Here is a 14564-nt window from a genome sequence, read left to right as displayed (position 1 = left end):
ATCAGCAGGCGCGGATCAGGCGGCCTTGGGGAGCTCGTTGTAGCTCTCCACGAACTCCTGGCCGGAGAGCTGCTGAATCGCCCGCATCACCTCGTCGGTGACCTGCCGCCGGGCCTTGAGCGAGCGGGCCTGTCCGTGCAGCTCGTCGAAGTGCAGCGGCTCGCCGAAGCGGACCGTCACCTTGCGGATCCGCGGCACGCGCTTGCCGATCGGCAGGATCTGCTCGGGCCCCTCCAGCGCCACCGGGACCACCGGGACGCCGGCGGTCAGCGCCAGCCAGGCCACGCCGGTCTTGCCGCGGTAGAGCCGCCCGTCGAGCGAGCGGGTGCCCTCCGGGTAGATGCCGAAGGCCTTCCCGTCCTCCAGGATCTCCAGCGCCGACTCCAGCGAGGCCTGAGCGGAACGGTAGGTGCCGCGCTCGACCGGCACCGCGCCGATCGACTCGAAGAAGCCCTTGGAGAGCGCGCCCTTGAGCCCGGTGCCGGTGAAGTACTCGGCCTTGGCCAGGAAGTGCACCCGGCGCGGCGCCGTCAGCGGGATCACCACGCTGTCGATGAAGGAGAGGTGGTTGCTGGCCAGGATCACCCCGCCCTTGCGCGGCACGTTCTCCAGGCCCTGGATGTCCGGCCGCCAGATGCCCCGCGAGACGGGTTTCAGCACCAGCTTGGTGAAAAGGTCGAGCACGGTCCCTCCCTGGACGAGCGCGCCCGGGAGGCGCCCGGGCCTGAACATACGACAATCGGTGGTCGGTTCCCGGCCGGGCCGAGGTCAGACCCGCAGACTACGACACCCACCCGGGAGGCCGTCCACTCCCGCCAGCCGTGGTGCTCGCCACGGCCGGGTAGGGTACGGCCGTCGGAAACGCACATCAGCAGGTCTTCAGTTCCTCAGGAGGGGCAACCCATGGCAGACGTCGACACGATCCGCGCGGCCTTCGACAAGTACGACGTGAACGGCAACGGCCGGATCACCGCCGCCGAGTACGCCAAGGTCGCGCGTGAGCTCGGCGACCTGACCACGTCGATCGCCGTGGCCGAGGCCATCATCAACCAGATGGACACCAACCACGACGGCGAGCTGACCTTCGACGAGTTCCTGGCCGCGCGCCAGAGCTGACCCGGTCCACCGCTGCGGGGCCCCTGCCGACGGCGGGGGCCCCGCAGCGGCGTTCCCGGCCGTTTCGGCATCGCCGCCCCGGAGCCCGCGCGGTCGCGGCAGCCCGCTCAGGCCGTGGCCGGGGGCACCGGGAACACCCGGCGGACCACCCGCTCCGCCGCCCCGCCGTCGTCCCACGGGCAGAACCGCTCCCGGAAGGCCGCCCGCGCGGCCGGCTCCGGATCCCCGGCCAGCAGCGCCGCCGCCAGCCCGTCGGCGTCCACCGTGACCGCACCCGGAGGCTGCGCGAACAGGTCGAAGTAGACCCCGCGCACCCGCTGGTATTCCTCCCAGTCCGGCGCGAAGACCACCACCGGCCGGTCCAGCACCGCGTAGTCGAACATCATCGACGAGTAGTCCGTGACCAGCACGTCCGCCGCCAGGTAGAGGTCCTCCACGGTCGGGTGCGCCGAGACGTCCACGATCTCCGCGGCCCCCTCGCCCGCCACCAGGTCGCCCGGGCCGCCGGTGTGGAAGTAGTGCGTGCGCACCAGGAGGGTGAACCCCGGCCCGAGCCGCCGCGCCAGCTCGCGGACGTCCACCAGCGGCACGTACCCGCCCTGGCCCTCGCGGTGCGTCGGCGCGTACAGCACCGCCGTGCGGCCCGGCGCCAGCCCGAACCGCTCGCGCATCGCGGCCACCTCGGCGGGCGTGGTGTTCGCCAGCCGGTCGTTGCGCGGGTAGCCGGTGTCCAGCATCTCGTACCGGCCGGGGAAGGCCCGGGCGAAGTGCTCGCTGGTGTGCGGGTTGGAGGAGACCAGGAAGTCCCAGCGGTCGACGGCCTCCTGGAGGCGCGCGAAGTCCATCCCGTCGGCCGCGACCGGGTGGTCCCTGAGGTCCATGCCCATCGCCTTCAACGGCGTGCCGTGCTGGGTCTGGACGTGCACCGTGCCGGGCCGCTTCACCATGGTCCGCGGGAAGTTGACGTTGTTGACGAAGTACTTGGCGGTCGCCATCGCCTTCAGGTACGCGGGCGTGTTGACGATCACGTACGGCACCCCGGCCGGCAGCGTGGCCGCCTGGGTGCGGTTCTCCACCACCCAGACGCCCCGGACGGCGGGTGCCAGCTCCCGGGCCTTCTCGTAGATCGCGGCCGGGCTGCAGGCGTAACCCCGGTGCCAGTACGCCGCGTAGACCGCCAGGTGCTCGTCCAGCGGCAGTCGGCGGAAGGCGTTGTACGCGGTGAAGCGGGCGCTGCTGCGCACCCCGCGCTTCACCGCCGGTGCGACCGCCCGCGCCCCGCGCTTCAGCTCGCGCGGGAGCCGCCCGGTGCGGCGCAGCTCCGCGTAGGCGATCCGCGAACCGCGCGCGGCCAGCCGGTACTGCACGCCGCGCAGACCGCCGGGGAACCGGTAGCCGGCCGGGCGGTGGCGGGCGAAGTGCTCGGCGATCCGGCGGAAGAAGTCCTTGCGCAGTTCGGGGGGGACCAGCCCCGGGGTGTCGTGGACGCCCAGGGCCTGCTGCACGGTGCGCTCGAAGACGAGGGTGCGCAGGGCGTCGGGGACGGGGTGCTCGGTGCGGTCCAGGAAGGCGAAGATCGCGTCGTACTGGGCGAAGGCGTCGGCGTGCTTGGGGGAGGCGGTGCTGGTGATCGCGCCGGCCCGGCCGCGCCGGTAGAAGTAGCAGGGGCGGTCCAGGTAGCGCAGCCGCCCGGCGGCCAGCAGGGCCGGGTAGGTGACGGAGATGTCCTCGTAGAAGCCGCGGCCGAAGGAGACGCCGAGGCCGAGCAGGAACTCGCGGCGGAACACCTTGTTCCAGACCGACATCACGGTCCGGAACAGCGCGGGGTGCTCGGCGAGGGTGCAGCCCTGCTCCAGGGGGGAGCCGGCCAGTACCCGGCGCCACGGGTTGGGCTCGGTCCCGCCGTCCGGATAGACGTGGGTGAAGCCGGTCAGCAGGACGTCGGCGGGGGCGTCCCCCTCCTTCTCCCGGGCCCGCTCCCGCTCCAGTTCGTCGAGGACGGCCGCGACGGTGCCCTCCGGCAGCCAGTCGTCGCTGTCCACGAACCAGATGTACTCGCCGCGCACCTCGGGCAGCGCTGCGGTGCGGGCGCCGCCCAGGCCCTGGTTCTCGCCGAGGTGCAGCACCCGCAGCCGGGGGTCGCGGGCCGCGTACTCGTCGAGGATCTCGCCGCAGCGGTCGGGGGAGAGGTCGTCGACCGCGATCACCTCGAAGCGCGGCTCCTCGGCGGCGGAGGCTTCGCGGGGCCCACCGGCCGGACCGGATTCGAGGATCGAGTCGAGGCAGCGGGGCAGGAAGCGCTCTACGCCGTGGACGGGGAGCACGATGCTGAGGAGGACTGGCACGCTGGCCGAGTCTACCGAGCGCGCGGTGATCCGGAACCGCCGGTGCCGCGCCCTGTGGAGGGCGGCACCGGCAGCCGGGTGGCGGCCCGGCCGACCCTCTACGGCCGGCCGCCGGTCCGGGCACCCCCCGAGCCTGGCCGCCGCAGCGTCGAGGCGGCCGGGCAGTGGCTCGGGTGAGCCGGAATCCTTACATCGCTCTTCATCAGTCGAACACACTCCTGAGCGTGACTCGCACTGATGTCGCCGAAAGAGATATTGCTTGGAGGTTTCCCTTGAGTCAATCCCTCGAATGTGTTCACTTCCTGAACGGATTGTCACGGTGAGGAGCGTCGCAGCTGAGGGGACTGTCCCCTATAAGGTCCGCTGCGGTCGGTGCCGGTCGGCAGCCCCCGCAGTTCGCCGTCCTGTGGACGTTCGCACCCGCCTGTGTACGCCGGCGGCTCCCTGTGGCGACCCTGTGCGCCCGGCGTGTACCTCCTGGGCGAGCGCCGGGTCCGTGCCTCCGGCCCCCGCTGACCTCCGGCCGGTCGTGCACCATCATTGATGCCTAGTCGTGACCGGTCGCTCTGCCCCTGGTGCACCGTCAGTTGACGTCGCACGGTACGGTGGCAGAACACCAGGACGGTTGCGCGAAGGCCGTCTGTCACGGATAGTCTTCGCCTCACGGCCCTGGCGCCTCGTAGGGGTGGGAAAACTGATGGAACACATGCAAGCGCGGACTCGGGCCCGCGTGCCGGCTATCCAGTGCGGTGTCGGTACGACCGGCCGCAGGATCGAACGGCACCTGGCTGTGCTCGGCGCGCCCGCGCTCCCGGCGGTGGACACCGCCGAGGCGCTCGGGTTGATAAGGGAGCTGACGCCGCGTGGTGTCAGCGCCCCCACCGCGCCGCGTCGCCACGTGCGGGTGTCGCTGCTGGCGCCGCTGCGACGGCTGAAGCGAAGCCTCTTCGGCAGTCGCGGCTAGGGCGGTTGCTCCAGGGCGTCGCTCTGGGCCCTGTCCGGCCCCGGGGCCCTCGCGGTCCCTCCAGGCCGTCCAGGTTCCCCGCGCACACCGGCACCGACCCGATGGACCCAAGGGCCCATCGGGTCTTTGGCGTACCCGGGGCATTCCTCGCGCGGGGGCGGGGCTCCCGGCCTGCGCCGCCGGGCCGGTGCGGTCCGGCGGTACGGGGAGACGGTGAGGCGGCGAGGCGGTCCGGCGCACCCCCTGACGTGGGTGAGGATGGCGCCATGGCGGACAGCAACCACTCCAGTTCCAGCAGCTCCCAGACCACTTCCTCCCGGGCCCCCTCCTCTCCGGCCTCCTCCTTCCAGACCACCACCTTCGAGATCACCACCGGCAGCCGCGAGGTCGCGCTCGACATCACCGGCCGCTGCGCCGCGTTCCTCGACGAGCGCGCCGCCGGGCGCGACGGCCTGCTCAACGTCTTCGTTCCCCATGCCACGGCCGGCATCGCGGTGTTGGAGACCGGCTCGGGCAGCGACGACGACCTCCTGGCCACGCTGCGTGAGCTGCTCCCGGCCGACGACCGCTGGCGGCACCGGCACGGCAGCCCCGGCCACGGCCGCGACCACGTGCTGCCGGGCCTGGTCGCGCCGCATGCCACGCTCCCGGTGATCGGCGGCCAACTGGCGCTCGGCATCTGGCAGTCCGTGGTCCTGGTCGACACCAACGGGGACAACCCGCGGCGGACGGTCCGGCTGTCCTTCCTGGGCTGAGGCGCTCCGGGGGAGGCGACTTCGGCGGGGCGCTCCGGGCGCCCGGCGGGCCGCCCCGGCCCCGCTGCTACCGGCCCGCTGCTACCGGCGCCGCTGCTACCGGACCGCGGCCGCCACCGCGGTGAGGTAGCGCTCGATCGCCAGGTACTGGCAGAGCACCGCCACCGGGCGGCCGAGCCGGGCGTACCAGGCGGCGAGCCGGGAGAACGCGGTGACCTCGAACCAGACCTCGCCGTCGCCGTCCATGCTCACCAGGAACGCCTCCTCGCCGCACTCCGGGTGCCCCGGCAGGGTCCCGTAGGCGAAACCGATCCGGTCCGGCTCGTCCACCGTCCACACCACCCGGCAGGGGATCACCAGCCTCGGGCGGCGCATGCCGGGCAGGCTCAGCCGGATCAGCACCGTCGCGCCGGGCTCGGCCGGGGCGTGCGGATGGACCGCGAAGCCGGTGCCGAGCTGGCTGCCCCACCCGAGGACGTGGCGCCCGGCCCGTTCCAGTACCTCCGGCCCGTGCCCGAGGTGGATCCGCCGCCGAAGGTGCGCGTAGCCGGCCGGGAGCCGGGCGTCCCGGGTGGCGCCGACCTCCGGGTAGCTGGGCGAGGCGGCCCGGGCGGCGAGCAGGCGCTGGTCGAGGGTGGTGGGCATGGCGCCACCGTACTGGGGCGTGCCGCCCGGACCGGCGGCGGGCCGGGTGGCGGGCGCGGGTGGTCGCCCGGTGCCCCGCCCGGTCGGTCCGTGCCCGGCCTGCGGTATCCGGACCGGCCTGCGGTATCCGGCCTGCTGTACGTGGACCGGCCTTGCGACCCGGTGGGGCGGCGGAGTAGGAAGGCGACATGAGTGAAGCAGCGAACGGCGTCAGCGCGGTGGACAGCAGCGCGGTGGACAGCAGCGCCGTGGACGGCGGTGTCGCGGACGACGCGGGCCCGGTCTGTGCCGTGGCCCCGGCCGACACGGTGGCGGCGCTGACGCACGACCCGGGGCTGACCGGGCCGCGCGCCGACTGCGTGATGTGCGGCGAGCCGACCGAACTGCCCGCGGACCACCCGGGGACGACGCTCTGCCCCGTCTGCACCTGGCAGCAGGCACAGCGGATCGCCTGCTCCGGCTGACGCGGCCGGGCGAACGGCCGGGCGAACGGCCGGGCGCCCCGGCACTCCGCCGTCAGACGTCCTCGCGGCGGGCCAGCGCGAGGGTGGAGCCGCTGCGCCCCTTGCGGACCAGCAGCTGGGCCGGGATCCGGGTGCGCAGGTCCGCGACGTGGCTGACGATGCCCACCGCGCGGTCCCGCTCCCGCAGACCGTCCAGGACGTCCATCACCTCCTCCAGCGCCTGTTCGTCCAGGGTGCCGAAGCCCTCGTCGATGAACAGGGTGTCCAGCGGCATCCCGCCCGCCTCGTCCGTGACCACGTCGGCCAGGCCGAGGGCCAGGGCGAGCGAGGCGAAGAAGCTCTCGCCGCCGGAGAGCGTCGCGGTGTCCCGCTCGGTGCCCGTCCAGGCGTCCACCACCCGTAGGGCCAGGCCGGAGCGCCGGTTGCCGGTGCCCCGGTCGTCGCTGTGGACGAGCGTGTAGCGGCCGCCGGACATCCGTACCAGCCGGTCGCTCGCCGCGGCGGCCACCTGCTCCAGCCGGGCCGCCAGCACATACGACTCCAGGCGCATCCGCAGCCGGTTCTCCGTGGAGGTGCCCGCCGCGAGCGAGGCGAGCCGGTTGATCCGGGCGAACCGGACCAGCGCCGGGGCCAGCGAGGCGGCCAGTGCGGCCAGCTGCCGTCCGATCCCGGCCAGCTCCTCGCACCGCCGGCGGGCCGCGTCCTGCGCCGCGTGCGCCCGGCGCAGCCGGTCGGTGGCGCCCTGGAGCCGGGCCTGGGTGCCCGGAAGGTCCGCCGCCGGGCAGGCCGCGGCCGCCACCAGCTCGGGCTCGGCGAGCAGCCGCTCCACCGCGGCCCGCGCCGAGCGGTGCCGCTCCAGCCGGGCCTCCAGCCGCTCCCGCTCGGAGGCCGGAAGGAGGACCGCCCGGGCCTCCTCGGCGCTCCCGAACCCGGCCGACACCGCGGCCGCGGCCAGCTCGCCGTCCGCGTCCTTCAGCCGGGCCGCCGCCTCCGTGCGGGCCCGCGCGGCACCCGCCAGGGCCGTGACCTGGTCGGCGAGCCGGGACAGCGCCGCCGAGCGGTCGGCCACCGACGGAGCGTCGCCCCGGGCCGCCGCGACCCTCGCGGCCAGCTCCTCCTGCTCCCCGTGCAGGGTCTGGATCCGGGCGGTGAGCGCCGCGCTGTGCTCGCCCGCGTCCCGGAGTGCGGCGAGCCGGGCGGTCTGCTCCTGGGTGAGGCGCTCGATCCGCTGGGTCAGCGGGCCGAGGCGCTCGGCCACCCGCGAGGCCTCGCGGTGCTCGCGCTCCAGTACGGCGAGCGCCTCCGCGAGCGCCTCGGTGCCGTCGGGCCCGGCCGCACCGGCGGCGGCCGCCTCGTGGACCCGGAGGTCCGCCAGCGCCCGCTCGGCGTTGTCCGCCGCCTGCTCGGCCGCCGTCTGCGCCTCCCGGGCGCGGTCCTCGTCCGCCGCGCCGACCTGGCCGCCGGTGGGCCTGGCCGGTGCCGGGTGCTCCGGCGATCCGCAGACCCGGCAGGGCTCGCCCTCGCGCAGCCGTTCCGCCAGCTCGGCGGCCATGCCGGCGAGCCGGCGCTCGCGCAGGTCCTGGCTGTGCTCACGGGCGTCCAGTGCCTCGGCGCGCAGCCCGAGCACCCGCGGTCCGGCGTCCGCGATCTCCGCACGCAGGGCGTCCCGGCGGCGGGCGGCGGCCAGCCGCTGCGTCACCTCTGCGCGCCGGGCGTCCAACTGCTCGACCCGGGCGCCGGCCGCCCGGGTGTCCGCCTGTTCCTCCTGCAGCGCGGCCAGCCGCTCCTCGAAGTCGTCCAGCCAGTCGCGGGCCTCCTCGGCGAGCTCCTCGGCCCTGCGGCGCTCGGCGTCCGCCGTCCGCTGCTCGCGGGCGAGCGCGGTGCAGCGCCGCTCGTCCTCCTGGGCCGCCTCCAGCCGGACCACCTCGGCCCGCAGCCCGCGCTCGGCCCGCGCCAGCTCCGGCTCCTCGGCCCGGGCCAGCCCGGGGCCGTCCGGGTGCCCCGCCCGGGTGAGCGCGTCGCGGTGGCGGTGCTCCTCCTCGCGGGCGGCCCGGTGGGCGCCGTCGGCGGACTCGCGCAGCCGCAGCACCGACTCCACCCCGAGCGCGGCCTGTGCGGCCGCCAGCCGGCGGCCGTCCCGCTCCATCGCGGGCTCGTCCTCGGCGAGCCGGGCCGCCTGGAGCGCCGAGTCGCGGTGCCGCCGCTGGCGGCCGGACAGCTCCTCGGCGGCGGCCCGGGCCCGCCCGGCCTCCTCGTGGGCGGACTCCGCGCCGGCCAGGGCGGCGTCGGCGACCGCGAGCTGTTCGGCGGCGCCGCTGCGCAGGATCGCGGCCCAGCCGAGCACCGCGCCGGTGAGGTCGGCGGCCGCCGGGTGCGCGGTCTCGTCCTCACCGGGCACCCAGTCGGCGGCGGGCTCGGCCGCTGGTCCGGCGGCCTGCTCGGCCTTGTCGGCCAGCGCCCGCAGCCGCCGCTGATCGCTCTGGACGGCGGCCTCCTGGGCGCGGCGGCGCTCGGCGAGCCAGGACTCCACCTGCTGGAACCGCTCGGTGTCGAACAGCCGGCGCAGCAGCTTGCCGCGCTCCTCCGAGTCCGCCCGCAGGAACCGCGCGAAGTCGCCCTGCGGCAGCAGCACCACCTGGCAGAACTGCTCGCGGCTCATCCCGATCAGCCGCTGGATCTCCTCCCCGGCCTCCTGGTGGGACTTGCTGACCGGCCGCCAGCCGGGAGTGCCGTCCCCGGTGTCGGCGGCCCACTCGCGCAGCAGCGTCTGGGCCCGCTCGGTCGTCCAGCCGGTGCCCTTCTTCTTGGGCCGCTGCTGCTCGGGGAGCCGGATGATCTCCAGCCGCCGCCCGCCGAGCGTCAGCTCCAGCCGGACCTCGGTCAGCCGCAGCGGGTCGGCGTGGTCGCTGCGCAGCCGGTTGGCCCGCCGGGCGCCGGGCACGTCCCCGTAGAGGGCGAAGCAGACGGCGTCCAGCACACTGCTCTTGCCCGCGCCGGTGGCGCCGCGCAGCAGGAAGAGGCCGCCGGCGGCGAGCGCGTCGAAGTCGACGGCCTCGGTGCCCGCGAACGGGCCGAAGGCGGCGACGGTCAGCCGGTGGAGTCTCATCGGGGCTGCTCGGCCTTCCGGTCGGTGGTCTCCCGGACGCTCTCGAAGCCCTCGCGCAGCCAGTCGAGCTCGTCCCGGTCCGGTGCGGCGCCCGGGCGCACGTGCCGCAGGAAGCCCTCGGCGATCTCCAGGTCGGCCCGCCCGCTCACCCGGGCCGCGTAGGACCCGGTGGCGCCCTCCTCGGCCTGGTCCGGGTCGAAGAGCAGCTGCAGGGTGTGCGGGAAGCGCCGCCTCAGCCGCTCCATCGGCTCGGTGGGGCGGGCGGCGTCGGTGAGCGTGGCCTGCACCCAGGACTGCTCGAACGGGGCGTACCGCTCGTCGTCCAGCAGCCGGTCGAGGGTGTCGCGCAGACAGGCGAGCGGGCGCGGCTGCGGGCAGTCGACCCGCTCGGCGGCGACCGAGCCGTCCGCCGCGAGGTCGACCAGCCACATCGTCTTGCGCTGGTTCACCTCGGAGAACGAGTAGGCGAGCGGGGAGCCGCTGTAGCGCAGGTGCGGGGCGAGGGTCTGGCAGCCGTGCAGGTGGCCGAGCGCGGCGTAGTGCACGCCGTCGAAGACGGAGGCGGGCACGGAGGCGACACCGCCGACCGCGATGTCCCGCTCGCTGTCGCTGGTCTCGCCGCCGGTGACGAAGGCGTGCGCCAGTACCACTGCGCGGGTGCCCCCGGGGCGGGCCGCGAGGTCGGCCCGGACCAGGTCCATCGCCGCGCCGAGCACCGCGGCGTGGCCGCCGCGCTCCAGCCCGAAGCGCTCGCGGACCAGCGTCGGCTCCAGGTACGGCAGCCCGTAGACGGCCACCGGCCCGTGCTCGTCGGCGAGCAGCACGGGCTCCGCGCACTCGCCCGGGTCGGTCCGCAGGTGGACGCCGGCCCTGCCGATCAGGCCCGCGCCGACGCCCAGCCGGCGGGCCGAGTCGTGGTTGCCGCTGATGAACACCGTGGGCACGCCCAGCCCGGCCAGCCGGTGCAGCACGTCGTCGAACAGGGCGACCGCCTCCAGCCCCGGCAGCGCCCGGTCGTACACGTCGCCGGCGACCAGCACGGCGTCCACGCGTCTGGCCCGGACGACCTCGACGAGGTGGTCCAGGTAGGCGCGCTGGGCGTCGTGCAGGCTCTCCCGGTGGAAGGAGCGCCCGAGATGCCAGTCGGAGGTATGCAGCAGTCGCATGGTCCCCGACCCTAACGTCCGCCACTGACAACCCGGGCGAAACAGCCCCACCGGCCGGCCCGGCCCGGGGTTCCGCGCGGGCCCGAATGGTCGCTCCCGGTCGATTGTCAGTGACGGTGTGTATGTTCCCGATCGTCACCGCCGGGGCCCTCCAGGGGCTCCGGGACCGGTGCGACACCGAGGAGGAGCCATGTACCAGCCGTCCACGTTCTTCGCCGCCACCGGGCCCGTGGCGCGCCGGGTGCGGGCCCGGTCGGGGAGCCGCCCGCCCGCCGGGCGTCCCGGGGCCGGAGCCGGCGCCGGGCGTGGGGGCGGGGGCGCGGCCCGGGCGCCCGGCGGCGGGGGTGCGTCGGGGCGGGCGCCGTCCGGGGTGGGCGGAGGCGGTCCCGGCGGCCGCTCCCGGAGCCGGGGCCGGGCCCGCGGTGCGCCCCCGCCGCAGCCGGTGGCGCTCGCCGTGGCCGCCCGGGCGGTCGACTTCGCCCGGCTGGCGCGGCACGGCCTGTTCGGCGGCGCGGCCTTCCCGGCCTACCTGAGTCGGACGGACGCCGGGCTCAGGGCCCTGCACGGGCAGGGGCTGGAGGTGCACCTGCGGGTGCTCGAACCGGCCGACTACGAGGACTACTGCGAGGCGTTCGGCCTCGACCCGGGTGCCGCGGCGGCCCGGGTCGCGTACGCGGCCGACCCGGAGCTGGCCGGGGAGCCCTTCGTCTACGCGGGGGAGCGGCTGGCCGGGCTGCTGCCGGTGCTGGTCGACGACCACCGGGCCAGGGTGCGCATCTCCATCGGCTGCGCGGTGCTGCTCGCGGCGGTCGGCGAGGGCCCGCGGGGGAGGTCGCTGATGGGGGCGGTGATGCGCCACGTCTCCGCGGTGTACCTGGCACTGGCCGAGGGGGCGGGGGAGGGCTGCCACCTGCTGACGCTGAGCTGCCACGGCCCGGAGGACGGGGAGGAGCTCGCCACGGCGGCGGAGCTCTGCATCGAGGGCGGCCGGCTGTTCGCCGGCGGTCGGGACGCCGAGGCGTTCTGCGTCACCCTGGCGGCGGGCACGGCCGCGCGCGGCGCCGGCGCGCTGCTGCTGCACCGGGATCCGGCGGCGCCCGACGGCCCGCAGGTGTGCGGCTGGGCGCTGGCGGAGGGGCGGCTGCGGCCGATGTCCGTCCGGGAGGTGCTCGACGCGCTCGCCGAGGGGGCCGACCGGGGCCTGCCGCTCCCGCCCGGGTCGGCGGCGGTCCCGGCCTTCGCGCTGCCCCCGTTCCCGCCATCCGGCGGTGGCGGGCGGGGTCGCTCCGAGGCCGGCGGCGGAGGTGGGCCGATGGCCTGACCAGCGGCTCCAGCCCCCCGCGTCCACCAAGCGGCGCTGGGGACTGTTCATCGACCGCCTGTTCGGGGAAGATTTCGGGGAAGATCAACAGCAGGAGCGGGTGGTACCCCACGCCGCCGTTCCCGCCGCTCCGCCCCGAACCGCGCACCGCTGGTCCTCCCCGCGCACCGCCGGTCCGGCGAGCCCGACACCGAAAGGGGGGACGCATGGGCCGGATCGAGTTCAGCGCGGAGATCGCCGAGCTGCTCGGCAGGGTGCGTCGGCGCCCCACTGCGGGCTGGCCGTGGCGACCGGGCGAGCAGGTGCCCGGCGGGCTGCCGGTGAAGCAGTCGTGGGGGTGGCTGTTCGCCCCCGACGGCCGGGTGCTGACCCTGGTCAACCCCAGGGACGGCATCGTCTCGCTCCCCGGCGGCTCACTGGAGCCGGAGGACGCCGGGGATCCGGGCTCGGCCCTGGCCCGGGAGGCGGCCGAGGAGGCCCAGGCGGTGATCGGTACGCCGTACTACCTCGGCTACCTCTACGACCGGGTGGGTTCGGCCAACGGCGGTCACGAGTGCGCCCGGGTCCGGATGGCCGCCGCGCTGCGGGCGGTCGGTCCCAGCGCGCCGGACCCGGCCTCGGGGCGGCACTACCGGCGGCTGCTGGTCGCCCCCGGTCTCGCGGTCGAGCTGCTCGGCTGGGGGGAGCCCGGCCTGCGCCAGGCCCGGGCGGCGGTGTCGGCCGCCGTGCGCCGGCTGGGCGTGCCCGCGACCGCCAACGAGGCGATCGAGGAACTTCCGGTCGAGGGCTGCGTGGTCTTCCCCGGCCCCGCCCACTCGGGCTCCGTCTACCCGGCCACCGGGGGTTGAGCCGGGCCGGCAGCGGGGGAGGCCGCCCGTGCCATGCACGGGCGGTCTGAGGCGCGGGTCGTCGCGCCGACGGCGGGCCGGACGGTCCCGACGGTCCCGTGCCCGGCACCGGTGAGGCCGGGCGCTTGATGGACGGTCAAGAATTCGAACAGGCGATCGTGTGCAGAGGCGTGCGCGAGGCGGGGGGCGCCGCCGGGGCCTGAGCAGCGCAAACGTCCGTCCACGTGGTCGAGTTCACTCCGCCGTCCGCAGACCGACCGTCAATATCCTTGGCATGACCACTTCCCGGGGAAGCTACCGCCTGGTATCAACATCTGTGACTCAGGTCACTCCCTGGAGGTGTCATGCTACGCCCCACCCGTGCCATGTCCGTGGCCGCCCTGGCGGTACTCCTTACCCTCACCACCCTCTTCACCGCCTCGTCGGCCAGCGCCGCAACCGTCAACTACGCCGCGCTGGGCGACTCGTACGCGTCCGGCGTCGGCGCCGGCAGCTACACCAGCGAGAGCGGCAGCTGCAAGCGGAGCACCAACGCCTACCCGTACCTCTGGAAGAACGCGCACGCGCCGTCGTCCTTCTCCTTCGTCGCCTGCTCGGGCGCCAGAACCGGTGATGTGCTCAACAACCAGCTCTCGGTGCTGAACTCCGGCACCACCCTGGTCAGCATCAGCATCGGCGGCAACGACGCCGGCTTCGCCAGCACCATGCAGACCTGTGTGCTGGACTCCGAGAGCGCCTGTCTCAACGCCGTCGCCGCCGGAAAGCAGTACGCCACCACCACCCTGCCCGGCCAGCTCGACCAGGTGTACGCGGCCATCCACGCCAAGGCGCCCAACGCCCGCGTGGTGGTGCTGGGTTACCCGCACCTCTACAAGGTCGGAGGCAGCTGCATCTTCGGCATCGGCGACACCAAGCGGGCCGCCATCAACAGTGCGGCGGACGTGCTCGACGACGTCCTCGCCAAGCGTGCGGCCAACGCGGGCTTCGCCTTCGGCGACGTCCGCAGCGTCTTCACCAACCACGAGATCTGCGGCAGCAGCACCACCTGGCTGAACAGCACCACCCTGCCCGTCGACGAGAGCTACCACCCGAAGGCCGCCGGCCACTCGGGCGGCTACCTCCCGGTCTTCACGGCGCAGGCGTAGCGCCCGGCGCCGGGTCGGTGGCAGCCGAAGGGCGGACGCCGACCCGGCACCCAGGGGCCTGTCCGGCCATGTCCGGCCGGACAGGCCCCGCTTCGGTTCCCGGTCCCGTTGCCGGGCGGGCCCCCGGCGCCGGTCGGCGGGAAGGGGATCGCGGCCAGGACGGGCAGCAGGGACTCCTCCTCGTAGTCCAGGTGCGCGTGTCGCAGCTGCGCACGGATGGGAGGACATGGGCATGCGCTTGTGTGGGTCTCCAGAGAAAAGGGGGAGGCCACCGGAGGCGCTCCGTCCTGGTGTGCGGGCTCAGCCGGCGGTCTCGGCGGCCACCCAGCCGAGGTAGCCCGTCGATCCGGCGGTCACCGGGACGGCGATGAGCTCGGGCGTCTCGTACTCGTGCTGCGCGGCGACGAACGCGGCCAGCCGGTCGAACAGCCCGGCGCGGGTCTTGAAGTCGATGCGCCACTCGGCGCCGTCCCGCACCTCGCCGTCCCACCAGTACACCGACCGGACCGGGTAGACCTGGGCGCAGGCGGCCAGTCGCTCGCGGACCACGGCCGCGGCCAGCGCCCGCGCCTTGGCCTCGTCCTCGTGGGTGGTGGTGACGACGGTGAGGTCGGAGTTCTTCATGGGCCCAGCCTAGGGCGGGCCAACGCGGCGCCGAGGCGTGCGGCGCGCTGCCGGTCCTCCTGGGA

Annotated in this window: 14 protein-coding genes; 8 read left to right on the top strand and 6 right to left on the bottom strand. The window is 75.2% G+C overall.

The window, feature by feature from the left end:
• Positions 1–15 precede the first annotated feature (15 nt).
• Positions 16–684 (bottom strand): lysophospholipid acyltransferase family protein, encoded by a 669-nt coding sequence (locus ACIGZJ_RS04855; protein ID WP_396455948.1) that lies wholly within the window; start codon positions 682–684, stop codon positions 16–18.
• Positions 685–903: 219 nt separating this feature from the next.
• Between ACIGZJ_RS04855 and ACIGZJ_RS04850 the strand changes: the two genes are divergently transcribed.
• Complete coding sequence (locus ACIGZJ_RS04850) at positions 904–1116, top strand: EF-hand domain-containing protein (RefSeq protein WP_392931440.1); 213 nt, start codon at positions 904–906, stop codon at positions 1114–1116.
• A 107-nt stretch (positions 1117–1223) separates the two neighbouring features.
• Here ACIGZJ_RS04850 and ACIGZJ_RS04845 read toward each other — a convergent pair whose 3' ends face one another.
• Positions 1224–3461, bottom strand: coding sequence for a CDP-glycerol glycerophosphotransferase family protein (locus tag ACIGZJ_RS04845; RefSeq protein WP_396455947.1), 2238 nt, complete (start codon positions 3459–3461; stop codon positions 1224–1226).
• A gap of 42 nt (positions 3462–3503) precedes the next feature.
• Here ACIGZJ_RS04845 and ACIGZJ_RS04840 point away from each other — a divergent pair, with 42 nt between their 5' ends.
• From ACIGZJ_RS04840 to ACIGZJ_RS04830, 3 genes are all read left to right on the top strand, one after another.
• On the top strand, positions 3504–3638 hold the full coding sequence (locus ACIGZJ_RS04840) for a hypothetical protein (protein WP_392931436.1): 135 nt from the start codon (positions 3504–3506) through the stop codon (positions 3636–3638).
• A 520-nt stretch (positions 3639–4158) separates the two neighbouring features.
• Positions 4159–4425, top strand: coding sequence for a hypothetical protein (locus ACIGZJ_RS04835; protein WP_396455946.1), 267 nt, complete (start codon positions 4159–4161; stop codon positions 4423–4425).
• 266 nt (positions 4426–4691) lie between these two features.
• Positions 4692–5180, top strand: a complete 489-nt coding sequence (locus tag ACIGZJ_RS04830) for a YjbQ family protein (protein ID WP_396455945.1) — start codon at positions 4692–4694, stop codon at positions 5178–5180.
• Positions 5181–5276: 96 nt separating this feature from the next.
• Here ACIGZJ_RS04830 and ACIGZJ_RS04825 read toward each other — a convergent pair whose 3' ends face one another.
• Positions 5277–5825 carry a DUF1990 family protein gene (locus ACIGZJ_RS04825; protein ID WP_396455944.1) on the bottom strand — a complete coding sequence of 183 codons (549 nt, stop codon included), beginning with the start codon at positions 5823–5825 and terminating at the stop codon, positions 5277–5279.
• 188 nt (positions 5826–6013) lie between these two features.
• Here ACIGZJ_RS04825 and ACIGZJ_RS04820 point away from each other — a divergent pair, with 188 nt between their 5' ends.
• Entirely contained in the window at positions 6014–6289 is a 276-nt protein-coding gene (locus tag ACIGZJ_RS04820) for a hypothetical protein (RefSeq protein WP_396455943.1), read from the top strand.
• A 52-nt stretch (positions 6290–6341) separates the two neighbouring features.
• Here ACIGZJ_RS04820 and ACIGZJ_RS04815 read toward each other — a convergent pair whose 3' ends face one another.
• On the bottom strand, positions 6342–9395 hold the full coding sequence (locus tag ACIGZJ_RS04815; RefSeq protein WP_396455942.1) for an AAA family ATPase: 3054 nt from the start codon (positions 9393–9395) through the stop codon (positions 6342–6344).
• Positions 9392–10561 (bottom strand): exonuclease SbcCD subunit D, encoded by a 1170-nt coding sequence (locus ACIGZJ_RS04810; RefSeq protein WP_396455941.1) that lies wholly within the window; start codon positions 10559–10561, stop codon positions 9392–9394. The genes ACIGZJ_RS04815 and ACIGZJ_RS04810 overlap by 4 nt, the downstream gene beginning before the upstream one ends.
• A 442-nt stretch (positions 10562–11003) precedes the next feature.
• On the opposite strand from ACIGZJ_RS04810, the gene ACIGZJ_RS04805 reads away from it, so the two are divergent.
• From ACIGZJ_RS04805 to ACIGZJ_RS04795, 3 genes are all read left to right on the top strand, one after another.
• On the top strand, positions 11004–11882 hold the full coding sequence (locus ACIGZJ_RS04805) for a hypothetical protein (protein WP_396455940.1): 879 nt from the start codon (positions 11004–11006) through the stop codon (positions 11880–11882).
• Positions 11883–12088: 206 nt separating this feature from the next.
• Complete coding sequence (locus ACIGZJ_RS04800; RefSeq protein WP_396455939.1) at positions 12089–12730, top strand: hypothetical protein; 642 nt, start codon at positions 12089–12091, stop codon at positions 12728–12730.
• Between the two features lie 344 nt (positions 12731–13074).
• Entirely contained in the window at positions 13075–13875 is an 801-nt protein-coding gene (locus ACIGZJ_RS04795; protein WP_396455938.1) for an SGNH/GDSL hydrolase family protein, read from the top strand.
• 300 nt (positions 13876–14175) lie between these two features.
• Here the strand turns inward: ACIGZJ_RS04795 and cutA are convergent, their stop codons facing one another.
• Entirely contained in the window at positions 14176–14499 is a 324-nt protein-coding gene (gene cutA / locus ACIGZJ_RS04790) for a divalent-cation tolerance protein CutA (protein ID WP_396455937.1), read from the bottom strand.
• Positions 14500–14564: the final 65 nt, after the last annotated feature.

The organism is Kitasatospora sp. NPDC052868, assembly GCF_044547105.1.
Lineage (GTDB): Bacteria > Actinomycetota > Actinomycetes > Streptomycetales > Streptomycetaceae > Kitasatospora.
Note: the sequence above shows the minus strand (reverse complement) of the source record. Positions and strands in the feature narration are given on the sequence as shown.